This is a genomic window from Pseudomonas sp. Bc-h (assembly GCF_002080045.1).
GTDB lineage: Bacteria > Pseudomonadota > Gammaproteobacteria > Pseudomonadales > Pseudomonadaceae > Aquipseudomonas.
The window spans coordinates 400884-423595 of the sequence record NZ_MUIN01000002.1 but is presented as its reverse complement, the minus strand read 5'-3'; the positions used below and the strand labels follow the sequence as shown (position 1 = coordinate 423595).

Annotated in this window: 10 protein-coding genes; 3 read left to right on the top strand and 7 right to left on the bottom strand. The window is 62.0% G+C overall.

Annotation, left to right across the window (positions count from 1 at the left end; all coding sequences use genetic code 11):
• The first annotated feature begins 7 nt into the window (after positions 1-7).
• The 3 genes from BWR59_RS04015 to BWR59_RS04005 are packed head-to-tail and all read left to right on the top strand — an operon-like array spanning position 8 to position 2862.
• A complete protein-coding gene (locus BWR59_RS04015) occupies positions 8-937 on the top strand; it encodes an ABC transporter permease (RefSeq protein WP_081564336.1) in 930 nt (309 codons plus the stop codon).
• Positions 934-1734, top strand: a complete 801-nt coding sequence (locus BWR59_RS04010) for an ABC transporter permease (RefSeq protein ID WP_081564335.1) — start codon at positions 934-936, stop codon at positions 1732-1734. The genes BWR59_RS04015 and BWR59_RS04010 overlap by 4 nt, the downstream gene beginning before the upstream one ends.
• A gap of 36 nt (positions 1735-1770) precedes the next feature.
• The gene (locus BWR59_RS04005; RefSeq protein ID WP_081564334.1) at positions 1771-2862 is read left to right on the top strand and encodes an ABC transporter ATP-binding protein; all 1092 of its coding nucleotides are present in this window, start codon (positions 1771-1773) and stop codon (positions 2860-2862) included.
• Positions 2863-2960: 98 nt separating this feature from the next.
• Here the strand turns inward: BWR59_RS04005 and BWR59_RS04000 are convergent, their stop codons facing one another.
• The 7 genes from BWR59_RS04000 to BWR59_RS03970 form a co-directional block, all read right to left on the bottom strand.
• Positions 2961-4955: a U32 family peptidase gene (locus BWR59_RS04000; RefSeq protein WP_081564333.1), complete on the bottom strand. Its 1995-nt coding sequence runs from the start codon at positions 4953-4955 to the stop codon at positions 2961-2963.
• A 174-nt stretch (positions 4956-5129) separates the two neighbouring features.
• Complete coding sequence (locus tag BWR59_RS03995) at positions 5130-5510, bottom strand: RidA family protein (protein WP_081564332.1); 381 nt, start codon at positions 5508-5510, stop codon at positions 5130-5132.
• 87 nt (positions 5511-5597) lie between these two features.
• A complete protein-coding gene (locus BWR59_RS03990) occupies positions 5598-7697 on the bottom strand; it encodes a site-2 protease family protein (RefSeq protein WP_081564331.1) in 2100 nt (699 codons plus the stop codon).
• Positions 7697-9043 (bottom strand): HlyD family efflux transporter periplasmic adaptor subunit, encoded by a 1347-nt coding sequence (locus BWR59_RS03985; protein WP_178111209.1) that lies wholly within the window; start codon positions 9041-9043, stop codon positions 7697-7699. Before BWR59_RS03985 ends, BWR59_RS03990 begins: the two co-directional genes overlap by 1 nt.
• On the bottom strand, positions 9030-9788 hold the full coding sequence (locus BWR59_RS03980) for an efflux RND transporter periplasmic adaptor subunit (protein WP_081564329.1): 759 nt from the start codon (positions 9786-9788) through the stop codon (positions 9030-9032). Before BWR59_RS03980 ends, BWR59_RS03985 begins: the two co-directional genes overlap by 14 nt.
• Entirely contained in the window at positions 9769-11304 is a 1536-nt protein-coding gene (locus tag BWR59_RS03975; protein WP_081564328.1) for a TolC family protein, read from the bottom strand. The genes BWR59_RS03980 and BWR59_RS03975 overlap by 20 nt, the downstream gene beginning before the upstream one ends.
• 22 nt (positions 11305-11326) lie before the next feature.
• On the bottom strand, positions 11327-22663 hold the full coding sequence (locus BWR59_RS03970) for a VCBS domain-containing protein (protein WP_081564327.1): 11337 nt from the start codon (positions 22661-22663) through the stop codon (positions 11327-11329).
• Between the last annotated feature and the right edge of the window lie 49 nt (positions 22664-22712).

Sequence of the window (22712 nt, the reverse complement as noted above, 5' to 3'; positions counted from 1 at the left end):
GACTGCGATGATGTCGGACAAACTGAAACAAGCCGATCCGAGCAGCGCAGAGAGGGTCACTCTGCAGGCTGATGCTTGTGTACCCGGTCGAAGGCGAACGCTGCGACTGCCGTGGTACCGCGTCGGGTTTTCGCTGCCGATCCTGATCTGGCAAATGATCTTCTTTGTATTTCCGCTGCTGTTTCTGCTGACCATCAGCTTTTGGCAGGTGCGCAACTTCCGCATGGTCCCGGCGTTCGAGTGGACGAACTGGCGCTACATGCTGGGTCGGGAGTTCTTCTGGGATGCCTACGCGCATACCTTCGCCATGGCCGCAGGGGCCACGGTTCTGGTCAGCGCGGTGGCGTTTCCGTGCGCTTACACGATCGCGTTCAAGTTTCGCGATTCGGCCAGACAGTTGCTGATCCTGCTGCTGGTGACTCCGTTCTTCACCAGCTATCTGGTGCGCACGTATTCGTGGCAGGTGTTTCTCAGCGATAACGGCATTTTGAACGCGGCCTTCGGGTATCTCGGGTTTGGGCCGCTGCCGATGCTCAACACCACATTCGGCAGCTACGTAGGGTATTTCACCTTGTGCCTGCCGTTGGTGGTGCTGCTGCAACTGTTCAGCCTGATGTACCTGGACCGATCAATGATCGAAGCCGCCCACAACCTTGGCGCCGGGCGCGTGCGTACGGTGTTTCTGGTAGTGATCCCGGCGGCACGGATCGGCATCGTGGTGGCGGCGTTGTTCTGCTTCATCCTGACCTTCGGCGACTTCGTCAGCCCGCTGTACCTGGGCGGAGGGCAGCCGCCGACTTTAAGCACCCTGATTACCGACACCACCAAATCCGGGCAGCAATGGCCGAGGGCAGCGGTGATCGCCACGATGATGATCGTCACGCTGTTGATCGTCGCTTTCGTTTCGGTGAAGTTTGCCTATCGGAGGCGCGCATGAACGAGCATCGGTTGATCAACCTCACATTGCGCGGCTTCGTCGTTCTGGTGTTCGTATTCATCTTCACGCCCATCGTCGGCAGCTTCGTGTTTTCGTTCAACATCGACCGCTTTCCGTCCCTGCCGCTGGGCGGGTTCAGTCTGCACTGGTACGAAACCGTCGCAGCGGACCCTGCAATCTGGCGGGCGTTTGGCAACAGCTTGTTGGTAGCACTGGTGGTGGCGCTGGTGTCCACATTGCTGGGGTTCACGGCCGCGTATACCGACTTTCGCTATCTGTTCTTCGGCAAGTCGGTGTACATGGCGCTGGCGTTGCTGCCGCCGACCATTCCGGTGGTGATCATGGGCCTGGCGATGTTGTCGTTCCTCTCGCGCATCGGGCTGTCCGGCGAGATCTACGCAGTGATGATCAGCCATATCGTAATGTGCGCACCGTTCGCCATGGCCGTGATCCGCATGCGTCTGGCGCAGATGGACCCGAACATTGAGGCCGCCGCCTGGAATCTGGGGGCGAACCAATGGAAGGCTATGCGTTTCGTGATCCTGCCGTTTACCGCACCGAGCATCTTTGCCGCGCTGTTCGTGACCATGGCGGTGTCTTTTGACGAATTCGCAGTGGCCTGGTTTGTTTCCGGGCTCAACGAAACGGTGCCGGTGCGCATTCTCAATACCCTGCAAGGCCAAGTCAGCCCGACGATCAACGCCATCGGCACGATCGTCTTCATCACCACCATGACCCTGGTGATCCTCGCGCAACTGTTGCTCATGCGCCGGCAGAAGAAGCCTGCCAATGCCTGAGCCCATTCCCCATCTCACGACTTGCAGGATTCAACCATGAACCAGCCGCTGGTGGTATTCGATAACGTGGTCAAGCATTTCGGCAGCTACGTCGCGGTGGAACGCTTGAACCTGGAGATTCACAAGGGCGAGTTCGTCGCCATCATGGGTTCCAGCGGCTGCGGCAAGACCACGACCCTGCGCATGCTCGCCGGGCTGGACAAGCCGAGCGAAGGCGAAATTCGCCTTAACGGTGAGCGCATCAACGACCTGTACTCGTGGCAACGGGAAACGCCGCTGGTGTGGCAGAACCTGGCGCTGTTTCCGTTCTTGAACGTGCTGGAAAACGTCGAGTTCGGCCTGCGTATGCGCGGCATGGCCAAGGCCGCGCGGCGCACCAAAGCCCTGGAATGGCTGGAACGTCTGGGGTTGCAGGAGTTTGCCTCACGGGATATCAGCATGCTGTCCGGAGGCCAGCGGCAGCGCGTTGCATTGGCCCGTTCGCTGGTCACCGAACCGCCGATGCTATTACTGGATGAACCGCTCAGTGCCCTCGACACCCACCTTTCCGTGCGCATGCAGGGTGTCCTGACCGGTTTGCAGAAAGACTTGGGCATCACTTTCGTTTATGTCACCCACAGCCAGTCCGAAGCCTTCGCCATGGCGGATCGCGTAGTGATCATGAGCAAGGGCAGGGTGGAGCAGATTGGCACGCCGAAGGAGATTTTCCTTGAGCCGCACAATCGCTTTGTCGCTGAGTTCATTGGTGGCAAGAACATCCTCGGCGCGACGGTCGTCGGGCTCGACCCTAACGGTCTGGTGCAGCTCGAATCAAAGCACGGTGGTTTGCTGGCCCGGCCGCCGGGTGACAAGCAGGCAGAGGTTGGCGAACAGGTGGCGGTGTGCATCAGTGCCGAACACATCGATCTGACGCTGCAACCCTCGAAGCGTAACCATCTGGCGTGCAGCGTGGTGGGTGAGGAGTTCATCGGTTCGATGGTCAACCTTTACCTTGAAGGGAGTGAGGGTCTGGAAGTGCAGGTACAGAAGAGCTACGCCGACTACAACCGTCTGGGGCTGGTCGGTGGGCAGAAGGTGTTTGCAGAGTGGAGCGACAGCGACGCCCTGATACTGCGCAGCAGTCTCTGACCGGAGGACAAGTCGCCCAGGTTTTGTGCTCGGGCATCAGGTAATGGATAGGCCAGACCGAACCGGCGATGGTATTCGCCGGTTCGGTAGCTGTTACCTCAATGCGTCCCGCGAGGAATGGTCTTGAGCAGGTCAGCCGGGCTGATGTGACCCACCACCGGCGTGCTGCCCGGTTGTGGCAGGTTGAGGATGTGGCCTTTCATCTTGCCGATGATGTGCATCTCGCAGGGTTTGCAGTCGAACTTCAAGGTCAGCACCTCATCGCCGTGGATGAGTTGCATCGGCTCGACCTTGGTACGCACGCCGGTCACGCCTTTGGCCTGTTTCGGGCACAGGTTGAAGGAGAAACGCAGGCAGTGCTTGGTGATCATCACCGGCACTTCACCCGTCTCTTCGTGAGCCTCGTAGGCGGCATCGATCAGTTTCACACCATGCCGATGGTAGAAGTCGCGGGCTTTCTGGTTGTAGACGTTGGCCAGGAACGACAGGTGCGAATCCGGGTACACCGGCGGCGGGCTGGTTTCGGCCTTGCGACCGCCCCGTGGATGAGCGGCGACGCGTGCAGCGGTCAACGCTTCGATGACCTCGCGACGCAGGGCCTTGAGCTGAGAGTTGGGGATGAAGAATGCCTGCGGCGCATCGAGTCTGACGTCGGTCGCGTGGTATTGGGTGGTGCCCAGTTGCCCCAGCAGGTCGCGCAGCTGATCCAGTGCCTGTTCCGGCTTGTTGGCAGCGCCGAACGGGCCGTCGAGAACAACGCTGGCACTGATGCCTTCTTCGCTGGTAACGGTGAGTTCAAGACGCTCTTCGCGCAGCGACGCTTGCCACGACACACCGATTCGACGTTCGGCGGAGGTCTTCTGCAAGGCCTGCTGCCAGTTGTGGTCCAGGTTGCGGTTCAGCGGATGGTTGGGACGCGCCTTGTACAGGTCGGCTGGCATCTCGTTGGGCTCGACGCGGTAACGATAGCGCTTTTCGCCGTCCTCTTCGAATTCGCCCTTGGGCTCGGCGATATTGGCGCGGAAACCCACGACTTCACGCTTGATCTGCACATTGAGGCCGTCGCCGTTGGACAGCGGCTCATGAGTGACCACTTGCAGGTCGCGCTTGCCGACCTTTTCCACGATGCCCACCGGCAGGCCGGTGAAGGTCGGGGTGTCGAACGCGCCGATGTCGATCTTGCGGTCGCTGACGAAGTAGTCGGTGCTGCCGCGGTGGAAGGTCTTTTCCGGGTCCGGCAGGAAGAAGTGCGCGGTACGGCCGCTGGAAGCGCGGGCCAGGTCCGGGCGGTCTTCGAGCACGTCGTCCAGACGCTGACGGTAGTAAGCCGTGATGTTCTTCACGTAGCCCATGTCCTTGTAACGACCCTCGATCTTGAACGAGCGAACGCCGGCTTCCACCAGGGCGCGGATGTTGGCGCTCTGGTTGTTGTCCTTCATCGACAGCAGGTGTTTTTCGAAGGCAACCACACGGCCCTGATCGTCTTTCAACGTGTAGGGCAGGCGGCAGGCCTGGGAGCAGTCGCCGCGGTTGGCGCTGCGACCGGTATGGGCGTGGGAGATATTGCACTGGCCGGAAAAGGCCACGCACAGCGCGCCGTGGATGAAAAACTCGATGGCGGCATCGGTTTCACCGGCAATGGCGCGGATCTCTTGCAGGTTCAGCTCGCGGGCCAGTACCAGTTGCGAGAAACCGGCCTGATCGAGGAACTTGGCGCGTTCCAGGGTGCGGATGTCGGTTTGCGTGCTGGCATGCAGCTCGATCGGCGGGATGTCCAGTTCCATGACGCCCAGATCCTGAACGATCAGCGCATCGACGCCGGCATCGTACAGTTCGTGGATGAGCTTGCGCGCCGGCTCCAGTTCGTTGTCGTGCAGGATGGTGTTGATCGTGGTGAACACCCGCGCGTGGTAGCGATGGGCGAACTCCACCAGTTCAGCGATATCGCTGACGTCGTTGCTGGCGTTATGGCGGGCGCCGAAGCTGGGGCCGCCGATGTAGATGGCGTCAGCGCCGTGCAGAATGGCCTCGCGAGCGATGGCTACGTCGCGCGCAGGGCTGAGCAATTCGAGATGATGCTTGGGTAGGGACATGTTTTTTTAGTCGGATCGTCACGGTCAAGTCGCGCATTGTAGCGGCGAAACGCCCGACCGGCATCCATGGACTGCCCGGTGGCGGGAAACAGGCCCAGGCGGTGGCGATCTCAAAGAAGCCACCGCCGGCAAGCCGTGCTGTTACAAGAGAACGCGGTGCTGTCGGGTTATCGCTCAGGCCTTGGCCGCCATCGCGGTCACTTCCACACGCATGCCCTCGACGGCCAGCGCTGCGACGCCGATGGCCGCACGCACCGGCCATGGCTTGGCGAAGAAGCGCTTGTAGACTTCGTTGAATGCCGCACGGTCGGCCATGTCGGTGAGGTAGATGGTCAGGTGCATGACCCGATCCATGGAACTGCCTGCACGTTCCAGGGCGACCTTCAATGCCTGCAGGGTGCATTCGCTTTGCAGGGTGATGTCGCCCAGCTCCAGGCTGCCGTCGGCGCGGGTCGGGACCTGGGTTGAAACCATGATGCCGTTGAAGGTCGCGACGTCGGAGGAGATGGAGTCGGCATCAGGGTCGGGGAGGAAGCTGAGGTCTTGGCTGGACATGTAAATCTCTTGCTTGGGGTGAAAAGAAGTACGCCGCGCACACGGCAATCGGCGCACATCATAAGGGAGAATGCACGATCTTCGGAGTCAGAAGCCGCTTTCTCGCATCAGCACCGCCAGCAATTGCGTCGCGCCATCCCCCAACAGGCTGCGCCGTTCACCGTCGATTTTCAGGTGGCCACGGGTTTCCCGAAGGCTCGCCGGTGGCGTATCCAGCTGAACCAGTACCTGAAACAGCGCGGCGCTGGGCACCACGGAGTGCTCCTCGGCGGTGGCCGGTACAGGGCCGCCGTACCGTGAAGACAACATCTTGTGCGACAACTGACTGGCGCGGGTGCTGCCGATGACCCGTACCACACCACTGAGCGGCGTGGTCTGGCCGTCGGGATAGAAGCGCACGTGATCGCCGACGGTCATGCGGTGCACCTGATCCTGTGCCACGTAAGCGTCTATCTGCCAGCTGCGCGGGTCGATCAGCACCCCCAGCGACTCATCGCGACCGACCCATTGGCCGGTTTTCAGGTCCGGGTTGACGTCCAGCCACAGTCCGGCAAAGGACGTCTGCAGGTTCAACCGGGCAATTTCCGAGCGAGCGGCGCGGGCTTCCTCGAACTGCACGTTGAGCCGTTGCCGGGTCACGGCGTCTTCGGCCAGCCCGCCGGGATCGGCCAGCAAGCCGGACAACCGCGCTTCGTAGCTTCGGGCGTTGGCTTCGCTGCTCGAAACGCGCAAGGCAATGTCCGGCTCGTCGAGGGTCACCAGCACCTCGCCGGTGGTGACCTGGCCCGCGTCGTGAATCGATTGCAGGCGGGCCGGGTAGGGCGCGAACACCCGCAGCTGATGCTCGGCGCGAGCCACACCAACCGCGTCGATCTGAGTCCGCCAGGGCATCGCCAGGCCCACCAGGACCAGCGCTGCCAGCGCGTAAAACACAATCTTGCGACTCGCGGGGACCGCCGCGCGATGGGTCCACCAGTGGCGCAACTCGCGTACCACCGGCATGGCGATAAACCACGACAGTTCGACCATGAACAGAAAGATCCCCAGCAGCTTGAAGAAGAACAGATACACCGCCAGCGCGATCCCGAGAAACAGCACCAGACGGTACAACCAGGTGACGATTGCGAACGTGACCAGCATTCGCCGCTTGCCTGTGGCGAACGCTTCCGGCCAATCCTCGTCCAGCCCCAGCAGATTGCGTCGCAAGGTGACCCGTGCCAGTGCCGACGCGCGTTCGTGCAGATTGGGAAAGTCCAGCAGATCGGAAAGAATGAAGTAACCGTCAAAACGCATGAACGGGCTGGCATTGAGTGCCAGCGACAGCAGCCAGCTGGTGGTCGCCAGATACAACAACGCATTGCGCAGCGCGCCGGGGTCGCAGAGGGCCCAACCCAGGGTCGAGAGCCCGGCAAGCGACAACTCGGTGACGATACCGGCCGCGGCAATCGCTAGCCGTTGCCGTGAACGGCGCAGTTTCCAGCTCTCGCCAGTATCGGTGTAGAGCATCGGCCACAGCACCACGAAGGCGATGCCCATATGCCCGACGCGCAATCCCAGCCGGGTCGCCACCAAGGCATGCCCCAACTCGTGCAGTGTCTTGGCGACGATCAGCGCCAGGGCGAAACTGAACAGGCCTTCGGTGGAAAACGACTCGACCACAGCATGGGTGAAGCTGTCCCACTGCTGCAGGACCAGCACCACACCCAGCAGGCTCAGGCAAAACACCAGGATCCCGGTAAACGGATGAAACAGCCAGCGCAGGGCATGGGCCAAGTGCTGCAATGGCCGTTGCGGGCGCAGCAGCGGAATGCGGAAAAACAGATAGTGATGCAGCCACCAGTTCCAGCTCAACCAGCTGACTTGCTCGCCCTTGGCCTGAAGCCGGGCGAGGGCGGCGGGGCCTGCGCGCAGCAACTGGTGCTGTTCGAGAAACTGCCGAAAGTCGAGGACTTGCTCGACATCAGGCTTGAGTGCGGTGCGTTCTGCGATCTGCTGGCTGATCTGTCGCGCCGACTGCTGCCCCCAACGCAGCAGGCATTCGAACTCCAGCCAGCCGATGCGGTAAAACCGGTTGACCACGGTGTCTTGAATCACCCATGCCGGTTCGCCGCTGGCGCCAGGGGCCGCCTCGCTCAGGCGCAAGTCCTCGCGCAACGGCGGCAGGGGTTGGTCGGCAGGATCGAGCATCACCAGCCGCTCCATGCCCGCAGCGTCGCCAATGGCCGACGCAGCAAGTAATAGCCGAGCAGCACGCGGCCGCCGTAGAGCTTGGCGGTGCCGTGCAAACCCAGACGAGCGTGTTCCGGGGCGCCTTCAATGCTTGCCAGCAGGCGGTAGGCGACCACGCCTTCGTCGCTCGGGCGTGCCTGGTAGCTGGTTTCGATGATCTGGCCTTTGAGCGGGGTCAGCGGGTATGCGGTGAGAAACAGCGTGACGTCGGCGCCCGGTTCCAGGGCAATGGCGTCGGCCACCGCCAGCTGGATCAGCATCGCCGGTTGCGCGGGATCGGCCACCCGCATGATGCGCTCACCGGTCACCACCGGTTTGCCGAGCCAGTCGTTGGGGTCGCTGAACACCGCCACGCCGCTGCGGGGCGAGAGCACCTGAGTTCGTTTGAGTTGCGCCTGAACCGCCGCCAGTTCGGCCCGGCGTTGTTGTGATTTGCCCCCCAGCAGGGTCAGCTCGCCCTTGCTCTGGGGGTTGTCGAACGCCCGCTGACTGGCCGCCAGCAACTCGGCATCGGCCACGGCCACTTCCTTGCTCAACACATCGGCGCGGCTGCGCAAGGTGGTTTCATCGAGGGCGAACAGCGGTGTACCCGCCTCGACTGTCTGATTGGGACGAACCAGAATCCTGGCGATCACGCCATCGATCGGCGAACTGATGATCTGCGCCTCGCGCGAGACGATCTCGGTCGGCGCCAACGCGGTTTGCCGCACGGGCACCAGCAGCAGCGCCGCCAGAATCGCCAGCACCAGCAGCATCTGCAGGCGTTTTGGCCGCCAGCGGCGAAACCCTTTACGCCGGCTCAGGGCGGCCCAGCAATAACACCAGGTTTGGCTCAGCCCCTTGAGGTTGTCTCGGAAGACGGCGGGCGGCTCCTGTTCCAGCAACATCACCAGCAGCCCCAGTCGCTCTTGCTCACGATCATGCAAAGGGATGCACCACACGCCTGCCGGCCACCATTCGTTCCAGCCTTCGGCGATGTCTTGCGGGGGTGAGGCCGCTTCCTGTGTCAACCACACCGGGTTGTCATCCGGGACCTGGCTGGCGAGCCAGCGACTGGCGCGGCGCAACCAGACCAGATACGGCGAATCCTCGCTGGGTCTTGCCAGCCCGGAGACGCTGAGCAATTCAAGGGAATGCTCGCGTTGAGCGAACACCAGCGCCTGATGAAACCCCAGCAGCGGATACAGATCGTTGGCCATGCTGAACGCCAGGGCATTCAGCGAATCGGCGGCCATCGCCTTGTCACGCAGAGCATCCAGTTCCAGCAGCAGGTGAGGGTGCGGCAACGGCTCATTCATTGTCATGGGCGAACTTCGCTGTGCCGCTCATGCCGGCGATCAAGTCCGGGTATTTATCGTCCAGGCGGGCTTCCAGCTCAACCGTCTGCGCCACGGCGTCGACCCGCGAGTTGATGACCGTGATATGGGCCTGATAGGTCTTGCCAGTCTCGTGAATGTCCACCTGCAGCGGCATGCCTGACTTGAGCTTCTGCAGCAGGCTGGAAGGCACGTTGAGTCGCACTTTCAAGGCGCCGTCGCTGACCAGATCGAATAGCGGAGTACCCGCAGTGACGGTCTGGTAGGGTTTGACGTAGACCTTGGCCACATGCCCGGAAAACGGCGCCAGCACTTGGCAATAGCCGCTCTGCGCCACGCCCATGGCCCGTGCGCCATCGGCTTTCTGCACTTCGGTGTTGGCCATGGACACTTCGATGTCGCCGACTGCGTTGAGCTGACGCAGTTGTTTTTTCGCCTCCAGGTTTTGCCGTGCCATCGCCAGTTCGGCTGCCGCGACCTTGCTGCGGGCCTCTGCTTCGTTGCAGTTGAAGCGCGCCAGCAACTCGGACTTGTCGACGTGTTCGCCAAACGTGGCCTTGAGTTCGCCCAGGGTTCCGTTCATCTGGCTGGACAGCGTGGTTTCCAGTTCAGCGGCGAGCAACACGCGGATGGCGGTGGAGCTGTCCATGGGAGGATCTTCAGCGTAAGCAGCGTGGGCCGTGATCGCGAACAGCAATACACAACAGCGCGGATCAAGGGGCAGTCTGGACATTCGGCGTTCCTTGCTGAGTGACGAGAAGACGTTGTTGTTCCTGCTGGTTCAGCGTGCGCTGGATCTCCCGGGCCAGGGTCTTGATGTCGTGTTTTTCGATTTCGCTCGGCAGCACGTCAAGGCCCACCGAGTTGTACAGCCGCCCCCACGCTGCCTGCGCGCTGGAAAACGCCGCTTCACGCTGGTAGCGCGACAGCAGATAGCGACCCTCCGAGCGGATCACTTCCAGTTCCGAGCCCAGAGCGCCGGTCTTCGCCGCGAGCGAGTAATCGAGCAGGCTGCGGTCGACGCGCAGGCTGTCTTCAGTGAACTCGACCTCCTGTCGCGCCAACTGATAACGCAGGGCGCCGACGCGCACTTGGGTGAGAATCGCCATGGACAGCGCCACACGGCGCGTGTCGTCGGTTTCGCTCTGGGATTTTTGGGCAGCATTCAGCGCCGGCAGTTGCAACAACCGGATCAGGTTCATCGAGACTTGCAGCCCGGTGCCGGTCCAGTCGTTGTTGTAGAGGTATTTGTTGGAGTCGTATTTGTAGCCGAAGTCCACGCTGACGTTGGGCCAGAGCTGCGCCTTGGCGATTTCCAGATCCTTCTGGTTGACCCGCTTGCGGTACCACTCTTCCATGATTTCCGGGCGGTGTTCCAGCGACAGCTGTTCGAGCTGGGCCATGCTCTGGTGCAGATCAGGCAGGGGCGGGTCAGGCACGTCCGCCAGCACCATTTTCGAACCGGGCGGCAGCGACATCAGCGCAGCCAGTTCAGCCTGGGCGAACTCAAGGTCCTGACGGCGCACGGTGAGCAGGTAGATCGAATCGAGCAGGGCGCGTTGATAGGCGAGGATCTCCTGACGGGGCAGCAGCCCGCGGGTTTCGGCTTCCCGTGCCGAGGTCAACGCGGTGTGGGTGCGCATCAACAGCTTGTCGACTTCCGGCATCAGGCGCTGAGCCCCGAGGGCACGCCAGTAAGCGTTGCGCACATCCTGCAGGACGTTTTGCGCGACCTTGCGCCGGCGTTCTTCGGCCATGAGGATCTGATCGGATTTCTGCTGTGTGCGGTAATAGGCCACGCCAAAGTCCAGCAGGCTCCAGCTCAAGCCCAGCCCGTACAGCTCGCGATAGCGTTCTTCTGAGGTCGATGGCCGCAAGCTGACCTGGCGGTCCTCGATGCCGATCGAGGTGCCGCCCGAGTCGTTGTTGCGCCCGGCGTAACCGGCCGATGCCACCAGGCGTGGCAGCATCTCGTGGCTCGACACATCGCGCAGGTCGGACGCCAGCGCGCTTTCCATCAGTTTGAGGCGATAGTCCAGGTTGTACTTGAGTGCCCGGGCCGAGGCTTCATAAAAGGTGATCGGGGCGGTGACCGGTTCCTGGTCGGTGTACATGCGGCTCTGGTCAGCGAGAATCCTTTGGCGGTTTTCTTCGTCGGTAGGCGGGGTAGTGGTCACCGACGAGCAGGCACTGACCAGCAGTGCAGAGGCGAGTGCAGTGCACATGAACCGGGGCGCTATTCTGGACATATTCAATCCTTTGTCGTTGCATTTATTCTGTCTGGCCGCGCTCGCTGCTTTGGCGAGTCGGGTACAGGCGCTGCCCTGCCTGTCGCAGCTGAGCACTGAAGCCGCGCGCGCTGCGTGATTCATTGGCCGAATCCTTCTGAGAGCCGCCGACGGTCAAGCGCGCGGAGTCCGAAATGAACAGCGACGGATCACTCAGCAAGCCGTCGGCACTGAGGCTGGTGCGGCCATGACGACCCAGCACCCAGGCCAGGTCCTCTTCGCTGTCGAGCCGGCTCTCGCGTACCGCCTGGGCGACGAACTGGCCCGGCACCAAACCCAGATCCGCGCCGAGGGAATCGCTGCGCAACTCGCCCGGCGTCACCATGAACAGCTTGCTGCCATCGGCAAAGCGGCTCGACAACTCCAGCAAGTCCGCCGAGCGCTCGACCACCGGCGTAACAAACACGGCTGGAACCGGATCGGGTAGCAGGAAGTCAGCGCTGCCTGGCCCGGATTCCTGCACGAAAAAGTTGCCTCCCGGCGCGGGAATGAACGGTGTGGCAATGTCCAGTGTGATCGTCAGTTGTGCCTGATCGCTGGCCCCCGTCCGATCATTGATGGTGTAGGTGAAGACATCCGTCAGGATCTGGCCCAGACCTGCGGCGGCAAGCACCTGCGGATTGCTCTGGTCGATGGTGTAGGTGTAACTGCCGTCAGCGTTGAGGACCAGGGTGCCGTACAGCCCGGCGATGGGCTGACCGATGACGCCGGTGGTACCGCTTGCGCTTTCGGCTCCGGTGCGGATGCCGACCACTTGTAAAGCGTCGTTGCCGTCGACGTCACTGTCGTTGGGCAATACGTTGCCGGTGGTCTGGGGTGCGGCTATCTGGTCAGACGCTACGGCGCTGTCGTTGATGGCCACCGGCGCGTCGTTGGCGCCCTGGATGAGCACGGTCAGGCGCGCATCCGAGGTCGCGCCCGCCGTGTCGCGCATACGGTAGACGAACGTTTCACTGAGGGTTTCGCCTGCCGTGCGCAGGGCCTGAACCAGCGGATTGTTGTTGTCGATCAGATAGGTGTAGCTGCCATCCGCGTTGAGGGTCAGTTGACCGTAGCGACCGTTGAGTACTTGCCCGGCAAGACTCGACTGCCCGGTTTCATTGCTGACCGCCAGCACCTGCTTGCTCTCGCCGTTGGCCACGCTGTCGACATCGCTGTCGTTGCCCAGCACGTTGCCGGTGCCATGGCTGCCGGGTGTGCCATTGGCGATGCCACCGGCCTCGACCGCCACCGCGCTGTCGTCGGCAGCAATCGGCGTGTCGTTACGGCCGTCCAGGGTAATGCGCAGTTCGGCGGTGTCGGTGGCGCCGAAGTTGTCCGCCAGGGAGTACGTGAAGACTTCCGTCAGGGTCTGGCCGCTCTGACGCAACGCTTGCACTTCGGCGAGGCTATTGTCGACGGTGTATTGCCAGCTGCCATCGGCGTTGATCAACAGCTCGCCGTAGCGTCCGCGCAAGCTCGTGCCGATGACGCCGCTGGTGCCGGTCTCGGCCTGACCACCTGTGCGAATGGCGGACACCGCGAGCCCGTCGCCCTCGGAATCGCTGTCGTTGGCGATGACGTTGCCACTCGGGTCGATACCGCTCTGGACATTGTTCAACCCGCCGGCTTCCACCGCCGCACCGATGTCATCGTTTGCCACCGGGGTATCGTTGCGTCCTCGAATGATGATGTGGATTTCCGCCAGATCGCTCTGGCCGCCCCGATCGGTCACCTGATACGTGAAGCGTTCGTTAAGAAATTGCAGTGGCGCCAACGCCAGAACCGCCGGATTGCTGGAGTCCACGATGTAGGTGTAGTTGCCATCGGCGCCGATGATCAGTTGTCCGTAGAGACCGGTAATCAGCGTGCCATTGGTGTTATCCGTTCCAGGATTGACAGCCGTCAGGGCGCCGCCGGCAGCTTCGGTACCAAAACGGATGCCGCTTATGTGCAGCGCATCGCCCTGGTCGACATCAGTGTCATTGGGCAGCACATTGCGGGTCGGGTTGACACTGTTGCCAGCGCCATTGTCGGCGACTGCCAGTGCAATGTCGTTGGCGGCAACCGGTGCATCCCAGGCGCCGTCGATGCGAATGCTCAACTGCGCGTCATCGGTAGCGCCTGCAGTGTCGCGCATCCGGTAGGTGAAGGTTTCGACCAGTGAATCCCCGGGTTTCAGGGCCTGAACCGCCGCCAGCGAGTTGTCGACCACGTAGCGGTAACTGCCATCGGCAGCGATGGTCAGGGTGCCGTAAAGACCGCTGATGCTCTGCGCGATACCTAGCGCGGTAAAGCTGCCGCCTGACGGTTGCGCACCCGTGCGGATGCCGGTGACGGTCTTGCTGTCGTTGGCATCGACGTCGGCGTCATTGGTGAGCACATTACTGGCAGGGTTGACTCCTGCGGTGGCATTGGCCGTACCCCCGGCTTCGACGGCGACTGTGCCGTCGTCCACTGCCAACGGGTTGTCGTTGGCTCCGCGCACGGTAATGGTCAGCAGTGCGCTGCTGGTGGCCCCCGCCAGGTCGCGGATTTGATAAGTGAAGTTTTCCACCAGAACATCGCCGTTGCTGCGCAATGCCTGAACCTGAGGATTGCTGTTGTCTACCACGTAGGTGTAGCTGCCGTTGGCATTCAGGGTGAGGGTGCCGTAGGCCCCGACCAGGCCGGTACCTATCACGCCGTTGGTGAGTGCATTACGTACGCCAATGACGCTCAGTGCTTCGCCGTTGGCATCGACATCGCTGTCGTTGCCCAGGACGTTACCTGTCGGATTGATCCCCGGCGTCGCATTGTTCAGACCGCCGGCTTCGACCGCGGTATTGACGTCGTTCTGCGCGACCGGCGTATCGTTGCGGCCCTCAATGGTGATGCTCAGGGTCGCGGTGTCCTGCGCGCCACTGGCATCGACCACGCTGTAGGTGAATGCGTCTGCCAGCGTGCTGCCCGCGCGCAGCGCCTGAACCGCCGCCATGCTGTTGTCCAGCCGGTAGCTGTAGCTGCCGTCAGTGTCCAGGGTCAGCCAGCCATAGGTGCCCCGCAGTTCTGTACCGAGGACTCCCGCAGTGCCGCTGACGGTTTCGGCGCCGGTGCGCACCGAGGCCACGGCGCGGCTTTCGCCGTAGTCATGGGCCGGCAGATCCGCCGGGATTTCGCCACCGTCGACGTCGCTGTCGTTGGTCAGCACGTTGCCAGTCGGGTCCACACCGGGCTGATTGTTGTTCAGCCCACCTGCTTCCACAGCTGTCGCTGTGTCATCGCTGGCCACCGGGTTGTCGTTCTGGCCCCGGATCAATACGATAATTTCTGCCGTGTCGATTTCTGCAGTGGGGTTCACGCCGTCGGTGACCGTATAGGTGAAGCGCTCCAGCAGCAGATCACTGTTTTCCCGCAGTGCCTGTACGTCGGCATTGTCGTTGTTGACGGCATAGCTGTAAGTACCGTCGGGGCGAATGGTCAAGGTGCCATAAAGGCCATTGATCACGGTGCCGCCGGCAGATACCGCGACCGACGGGCTCGAAGTATTTTCACCCCCGATGCGAATGAAGGTGACGGTCAGTGGATCGCCATCCGGGTCGAAATCGTTGGCCGTCGCATCACCGCTGGGGTCGACCCCGGCGGCGCCGTTGTTCAGGCCACCTTTCTCGGTGGCAACTGCAACCACGTTTTGGGCCAGGGGTGGATCGTTGACGCCGTGGACGGTGATCAGCAGCTGCGCGGTGTCGGTCAGGCCTGCAGTGTCGACCACCCGATAGGTGAATGCCTCGATGAGTGTCTGACCGGGCGCCAAGGCCTGAACCACGGCATTGGTGCTGTCGACGTCGTAGAAAAACGAGCCGTCGGCACCGATTCTCAAGGTGCCATACAACCCCGTCACGACCGTTCCGTTGGCTGATGTGGTGCCGTTGCCGACGATATCAAGCACATCGTTGACCGGGTCGTAATCGGCTTCGGTGCCGACGGTCACACCATTGACCTGCAATTGCTCGCTGGGTCTGTCAGCCTGGTCGACGTCCTGATCCACGCCATTGCCACCGGGTTGATCAATAATCCCTGGGCGGCTGGGGAACAGAATGACGTTGCCGGACGGATTACTTTCCGTGGCGTTGTTGTTGGTCGACGCAGCCTGGGCGTCAGCGGCATCGTCACTGGCAACGGGGTTATCGTTGGCGCCTTGAACGGTGATGCTCAACTGCGCCACATCGTTCAGCCCCCCGGCATCGGTCAGCCGATAGCTGAAGACTTCCAGCAGTTGTTGACCGGCGCTCAGGCGTTGCACGGCCACGTTGGTATTGTCGATCGCGTAGCTGTAGCTGCCATCGGGGTTGATGGTCAGCGTGCCGTAAGTGCCGACAATAAGGGTGCCTACCGACACGGCGGTGAAATTTCCCGGCGTCGATTCGCCCAGGGCACGGATCCCGGTCACGCTGCGGGTTTCGCCATTGGCGGCCGTGTCGACGTCGGTGTCGTTGCTCAGCACGTTGCCGGCGGCATTGCTCCCCGCAGTGCCGTTGAGTATTCCACCGGCCTCTATTGCCGTGCCTTGATCGTCCACGGCCACGGGCGTGTCGTTGGCGCCCTGAATGGTGACTGTGAGAGTGGCGCTGTCAGCCGCACCTGCAAGGTCGCTGAGCACGTAATCGAAGCTGTCGACCAGGGTCTGTCCGGACACACGCAGCGCCTGCACCAACGGGTTGTTGTTATCGACCACATACTGATAGGCGCCATTGCTGGCCACCAGCAACTGGCCGTATTGACCGGTAATTGCCACCACTCCGTTCGCCGGTGTCAGTACAGCGCTGCCATTGGCGGGAGCAACAGAGGCGACGCGCAGTTGATCGGCGTTGGTCGCGATGTCGACATCGGTGTCGTTGGTCAGCAACGTTCCGCTTGGGTTGATGCCAATGGCGTTATTGTTGGTGCCCCCGGCTTCGACGGCGGTGATGCTGTCATTGACCGCGACCGGCGCGTCATTCACCGCTACGAGGACGATCTGCAGGCTGTCGGTATCGGTCAGCGCATCGCCTGCAGCCCCCGGCAGGCCATCGCCATTGGCATCGCCGTAGTTGCCCTGGTCGTTGCTGACCACCGTGAGGGTGTCGTTGCCGTTGTAGTTCGCGCTGCCGAGGTAGCTCAGGCTGGCGAGCACAGTGTTGATGTCGGCCAGGGTTCCGCTCAGGTTGAGGCTTGCCGTACTGGCCCCGTTCACGGTGACGCCTGGCAGGGTCGTGCCAAGCGAGAGCGTGCCGTGGAGCACACTCAAGGTTACGCTGATGGTACGGCCTGCGACGTTGGGATCGCGATCAGCGTCGATGTCGGCGACGCTGATACCGCCGATGCTGAGGGGCACATCTTCCAGACCCGATTGCGTACCGGGCAGGGTGTTGACCGGCGCGTCGTTCTGTTCGACGTAGCCTGCACTGGCCGCCTGGCTGTCGGCGTCGCCCAGGGTGATGCTGATCTGACCGAGGGTCGCGCCATCGGTGTCGATGCGTACACGCAGGTCACCCAGCGGTTGCGGATAGCTGACCAGCCCGGCTGGCACGTCAATGCGAAACACGCCGAGCGGCAGTACGCCAAAGTGGTACTGACCGTTGCCGTCGGTCACGGTCGTGAACGAAAGGTTGTCCGCCGTGGTACTGAGCAAACCATCGGCGCCGGCCCAGGTCAGGGTAACGGTCTGTCCGGCCAGGCCAGCGCCATCCGGGGTGCTGCTGGCAGTGGGGGATGCGGTGTCATTCCACAGCGTGCCGCTGATAATGCCCAGCCCTGCGTTGTCACGAAGAATGTACTGGTTGGGGCCAATCGCGCTGCCGGTGCGCTCCCCGTCGACCGCGCCGTCGGTGCCGACGCTGTTGCCGCCCCAACTGGTGAAGTCTTCCGGCAGGCTGCTCCAGGTCAGGGTTGCGTCGCTGCTGGCGATGACTATCGCATTGGGCACGGTGACTTGATAGATCACGTTGATCTGCGCGCCGACGTCCAGTTGATCGAAATTGACGCTGATGCCGCCGGTGTTGCTGAAGGTCACGCCGCTGGGCAGGTTGCCCGGACCGTAGGTGACGCCATTGATGCTGACGCTGACCAGACCGTAATTGCTGCCGTTGGCAAAACCGTCGGTCAATCGGGTATCGAACGCTGGAAGGCCGCCGTTCTGGGTGAAGCTGACACTCACCGTCGCTGTACCATCGGTGCCTGCGGGGTTGGGATTAAAGCCGACAACCTGTTTATCCACTGCGCTGAAGCCTGGCTCGACGACTTGCTCGAACACCGTGTCGCTGTTCGAGCGACCGGCGCCATTGACAATTTCGTGGGCACTGGCCCCAAGCGATGCGCCGCTGACGTTGCTCGCCTGATTGGCGACGCGCACGTTGAATTCCACCACGATGCCTTCCAGATCGACGTCCTGTCCGGCGTTGACCACATTGCCCAGGTTGAACGTCACCACCTGGCTGCCGTCGGCGTTGGTCACCACGGTCAGGCGTGAGGGGTCGAACACCCCGTTGGGTGCGGCGCCCTGCAGGTCAGGGGTAATGGGCAAGGCTTGCGGGCTGCTGCCGTTGCCGTTGATGTTCAGCGTGCCGCCGACGATCAGGTTGGCGTCGCTGCTCAGTTCACCATTGGAAATGAAGCCGATGCGCAGGGCGTTGACCAGTGCATCCGGCGAGATGAATTGCAGGCCATTGGCGAGCGTAATCTGGATCTGATAATTGGGGTTGTTGCCTTCCGGCACCAGCACCACCACGCGGTAGCGAATCACTTCGCCAATGGTCACCGCCTCCTGTGCGCCGTTAGTGGGAGAGGGCGCCGCCGTATCAGGCAACCCGCCGACCCGTGATATCTGGATCGCCTGCGCGACCGGGATCAACAGTGTCGAGCTGTTTTGGTAATCGTTCAGTGTGCCGCCATTGATTGGCCCGTCGACGCCGGTTCGTTCACCGCCCTGGGCGCCGTCCAGGCTTGTCCATTGCACACTGGCGACATTGCTCAACACTGATTGCGCGGCGGCCGAGGCATTCACGACACCCGTCAGGCTCAGGACGATACTGCCGCCCTTGGCAATATCGACGTTTGAGCCGCTCGCCGTGCGCAGCTGGCCGTTGACCACCTCGAAGTCGATTCCGCCGTTGTTGGTCGCGCCGTTCTGATACAGCACGCCGACCAGTGTCACGTTGCTCAGTTGGGTCGGCAGGTTGTCGAGCAAACTGATGTCAAAGGCACTGAAGTCGCTTCCGCCTGCGCCGTTGCTCAAGGTGATGGTGAACGTCACCGTATCGCCCTGATCGTAACCGCCCGGATCGGACACCGAGGTCAGGGCCTGAGAAACCGTGATAGTGGGCTCCCGAAGGGTCACGGTGGGTTGCCCGCCAGTCAGCGCAACCGTGCGGTCCACGGGGGTATTGCCATTGGGCGTATCGGCGTCCGGGTCACTGAATTGCAACTGTGCGCTGTTCTGTAGCGACAGGTTGGCCTGGTTGGCGATCACGTTGTTGGCTACCAGTTGCAGCCGAATGACGAAGCTGTTGTTGCCGGTCTGGTTGTCCGCCGTGGCGCCTGAGACGCTGAACGTCCAGCGGGCGTCGACACCATCGGCCCCCAGCGTACCGCCTTGGCCGGCAAAGCCGCTGACCACCACGCTGCCGGCAAAGTCGACAGTCAGCGCGCCACTGCCTGTGCGCGTGGTGATGATCTGGTAACCCAGGCCGCCGTTGAACGCAGTGTCCAGGCGCATGCCCGGCGGGATCAGATCATCGATGCGCAAGGTTTGGGTGCTGCCTTCAGGCAAAGTCACGACAATGTCGTAACGCATGCTTTCGCCAACCACCAGATCGCTGCCGGTGGAATGGCTGGCGCTGGAGTCGCCATTGTCCAGCGTGCCGTCCGCGAATACCTTGCTGATGACCGGGGCTGCGACCTGCTGGCTGGACAGATCGGTCAAATCCGTGGGCGTGAAATCTGAACCGCCGTCGACGCTGGCATAGTTGCTCAGGGTCGCGGTACTTTGCAGGCTGCGACTGGCTTCGATGGTTGCACTGACCGTGACGTCATAACTGATGACCAACAGATTGGCGCCGCTGGTATCGGCTGCAGTGCCGCTGCGTCCGGCCAGCAACGTGGCCTGACCGCCTGCGTCGAGGAAGGTGATCTGGTTACCGGAGACGTTGTAATCGACACCGAGCACCAGAGCGGTACCGTCGCCGCGATATATCTGCAGATTGGCCGTCGACAGGCTGCCGCCGACAAAACTCAATCCGGATGGCAGCGCAATGCTGGTGCTGACATCGAATGCGCCGCCCCCGCCTGAGTTTTCGATGGCGGTGACCATTCGTAACTGATCGCTGCCGTCGATGCCGCTGATGTTGCCGTCGACTGCTGCCAGATCCGTGACTGTCCCGTTGAACGGCGAACCGGTACTGCCCGCAGGATTCCAGCTACCGGTGGTGTTGGTAACGGTGCCGTTGGATCCCGACACCACTCCATGTTTGATCGACAGCACCGGTTCGGCTACCGAGACGATGGCCACGACGTCGGATGACACCAGCGTCTGGTCGGTCAGCGTCGTCTGCTGGGTCGACTGCGCCAGCACATCAAGCGAACGCTGGTCGGCAAATGGCTGATCGCCGACCCGCAGTGTGAAACGCACGACGATACGGCTGCCCGTGGTGTCGGCGGTGACGAAACTGCCGAAATCGAAGACCACCGCATTGCCGGTGGCGCTGGTGACGCTGATCACACCGCCGGCATTGGTGTTAGCTGCGCCGAGCGACCATTGGCCGACGTCATTGCCGGTGCCCCAGGTCACGCCCGTGACATCGAACAGTGGCAACGGCAGGTAGGCAGTGAGCTTGAATTGCTCGTAGTCGCCGGTGACCAGGTCGTAGCTCATTTCGAAGGTGACTTCATCGCCTGGACGCAATTCACCATTGCCGGGCGGCGTGCCGTTGTTGACCTCCACCAGTTGAATATCGACGTTGCTGGTCGGCACCACGCTGGTGGTTGCCGAACCATCGGTTTCGCTTTGGCCGGTGAGGTTCAAGCGATCCTGCAGCAGGGTGCCATCGACCACGGCGGAGTTGCCGAACGCGTCGCCTTCATTGATTTCGCTATGTGGGTTTCCCGAGGGCGGGGTATAGCTCTGGCCGACAATCGCCGAGTAGCTGAGCACTGCCACCACCGCGCCCTGCAACTGCTCATCGAAGGCCAGATCGCCATTGAGCCAACCACCGGCGTTAACCGAGGCGTTGCGGATCGACTGGGCAATATCGAAAGCCAGTGACGTCGTTCCATCGGCGTTGACCACCGTGGTAGTCACCAGTGTGATGGTTTGTGCCACGCCGTTGATGGTCACGGTCAGGGTCGGGGTGCCGCTGAACGTCTGCCCGTCGCCCAGTTGATCGCGGACCACCAGTTGCCCATCGCCGAAGAAATCTTTGCCGAATGCGAAGTAGTCAGAGATGGAAATGTTCAGCGAGTACTGCAGCGTATCGCCGGGTGAAATGCCGGTGTGCCCGATGTCGGTCTGCAAAGTCACCTGCTTGAGCAAGGTGATGGACTTGGCGACGAAGTTGGTGGGCTGGCCGGTACCGGAAAAATCGATGGTGGTCTGCGGAGCGGTCACGTCGCGCGGATCCAGCGGTACCCATTGCCCAGAAGCTGTTGGCGCACCGAGGGTGATGGTCACCGCATCCCCGGTTACTGGATTGATGACTGGCTGGCCATCAGCGTCGACTTCCGGCACGTAGAACGTCACTTGAGTGTCGGTCTTGGCCGACAGTGAATCGTACTGCACGGTGAACGAGTCGATGAACACATTATCGGCAGCGATCAATGCAGTGATTTCTGCCGGTGCGGTGATCACCCGACCGTCGTGCAGAGTGATCGACACCAGTCGGCCGCCCGCGCCCGGCGTAATTGCTGTGACCTGAATGTTGTCCGGCAGGGGCTGGGTAACCACGACATTGGTCAGTGTCTGGCCCGGTGCCGGGGTCACGGAGAGGGTCAGGGTGCGACCGTAGTTTGGGCCGGTGACAGTTTCGCCTTCTGGAGTAGTGAGGGTCTTGTCCAGCGTGATCACTGTCGGATGCACGACAAACGCCGCAGCACCCGCCTGGATCAGACTGGGGTCATTCTGGGGGTTGTCCAGTGCGTCGTTGCCGAACTCGAACCCGCCCGCCACACGCAGTGTCAGGTCCGGGGTGCCGTTGGAAAAGGCGGTATCGGCCAGGTTGCTCAGGCTTGCGGTGATCTGCACCGGGATCACCGGTTGGGTATTGGTGACGCTGGCGAACGGCAATTCGATCACCACCATCTGGTCGCCCGCACGCATGCCGTAGGTGGCGGCAGAGATCACCAATGGATTGCCGCTGGCGTCTTTTGCCAATGGATGAGTGGCGTTACCGGCGGCATCGAACACCACCAGGTGGGTGGTCAGGTTCTGCCCCAGGTAGCTGGCGGAAACGAAGCTCACACCGTCATTGCCGTCTTTACCCGTGGCGGGCATGAACAGGTTGAGGAAGGGCGCATAGCCGACTTGAGTCGAGCTGTTTTGAAAGTCGACGGTGAAGTTGAACTGGTTGCCAAGCAGCACATCGGTGGTGGCAGTGGAGACGCTGGCAGTCGGCGCAGCATCGGCCAACAGTCCGTGAAAATCATTAATCGCCACAGCGTTGAGCGCAATGCTCTTGTCGATGTCACCGACCTTGACTTCAAGTGCCCAGTCGCCGCCTGCGTCCTTGCTGCCAGTGTCATTGTCGGACGCCGCGACATCGGCGCCGGTCCAGCGCGCCAGTTCGGTGACCAGGGTCTTGCCGGCAGATCCGGCCCCGACGTCACAGCCGTACAGCTGAATGTCAGCGCCCTGAGTCAGGTTGTCTCGCCAGTGTTCGAGGGTCTGCCCCAGTTGGTCGACGTTATCGGAACTGATGGTCCGGTTGCCCAGGGTGAATTGTCCCGCTGCGCCATGGGAAATCACCTGAATCGAATCCACTTTGCCGAGTTTGTCCAGGGCGGCGGAAATCGCGGCCAGTCCGTCCTCATTGCTGTTGACCACCAACGCCGTCACGTTGCCGGGCAACTGCGCCAGCAGCTGGTCACGGTTTTCGATTCGGCTGTCGATCACCAGCAGACTGCGGGCCGCCGAAGGCGCTGCTTCCGTGGTGCTGCGCGCTTCGGTTGGTGAGGCGGGATGGGCGGTGTTGGCGTCCGCCGCGGCGTCAGTGTGATGATTGTCAGTGGCTGCCGTGGCGGCTGCGCCATCGAACAGAATTCGCGGTTCGAGTGCCAACGCCTGACGTTGCGGGCGCAAATGAACGGCGGCAGAAAACTCCTGGCGAGTCGGCATAGTGACACCTCTGAAATGCAATGAACTACGCGGTCGCTATCCCTAGCTC

Bases quoted from the DNA above. Each gene is read 5' to 3' on its own strand.
- BWR59_RS03990 (WP_081564331.1), bottom strand. From the start codon at position 7,697: ATGCTCGATCCTGCCGACCAACCCCTGCCGCCGTTGCGCGAGGACTTG.
- BWR59_RS04005 (WP_081564334.1), top strand. From the start codon at position 1,771: ATGAACCAGCCGCTGGTGGTATTCGATAACGTGGTCAAGCATTTCGGC.
- BWR59_RS03975 (WP_081564328.1), bottom strand. From the start codon at position 11,304: ATGTCCAGAATAGCGCCCCGGTTCATGTGCACTGCACTCGCCTCTGCA.
- BWR59_RS04000 (WP_081564333.1), bottom strand. From the start codon at position 4,955: ATGTCCCTACCCAAGCATCATCTCGAATTGCTCAGCCCTGCGCGCGAC.
- BWR59_RS03980 (WP_081564329.1), bottom strand. From the start codon at position 9,788: ATGTCCAGACTGCCCCTTGATCCGCGCTGTTGTGTATTGCTGTTCGCG.
- BWR59_RS03995 (WP_081564332.1), bottom strand. From the start codon at position 5,510: ATGTCCAGCCAAGACCTCAGCTTCCTCCCCGACCCTGATGCCGACTCC.
- BWR59_RS03985 (WP_178111209.1), bottom strand. From the start codon at position 9,043: ATGACAATGAATGAGCCGTTGCCGCACCCTCACCTGCTGCTGGAACTG.
- BWR59_RS04015 (WP_081564336.1), top strand. From the start codon at position 8: ATGATGTCGGACAAACTGAAACAAGCCGATCCGAGCAGCGCAGAGAGG.
- BWR59_RS03970 (WP_081564327.1), bottom strand. From the start codon at position 22,663: ATGCCGACTCGCCAGGAGTTTTCTGCCGCCGTTCATTTGCGCCCGCAA.
- BWR59_RS04010 (WP_081564335.1), top strand. From the start codon at position 934: ATGAACGAGCATCGGTTGATCAACCTCACATTGCGCGGCTTCGTCGTT.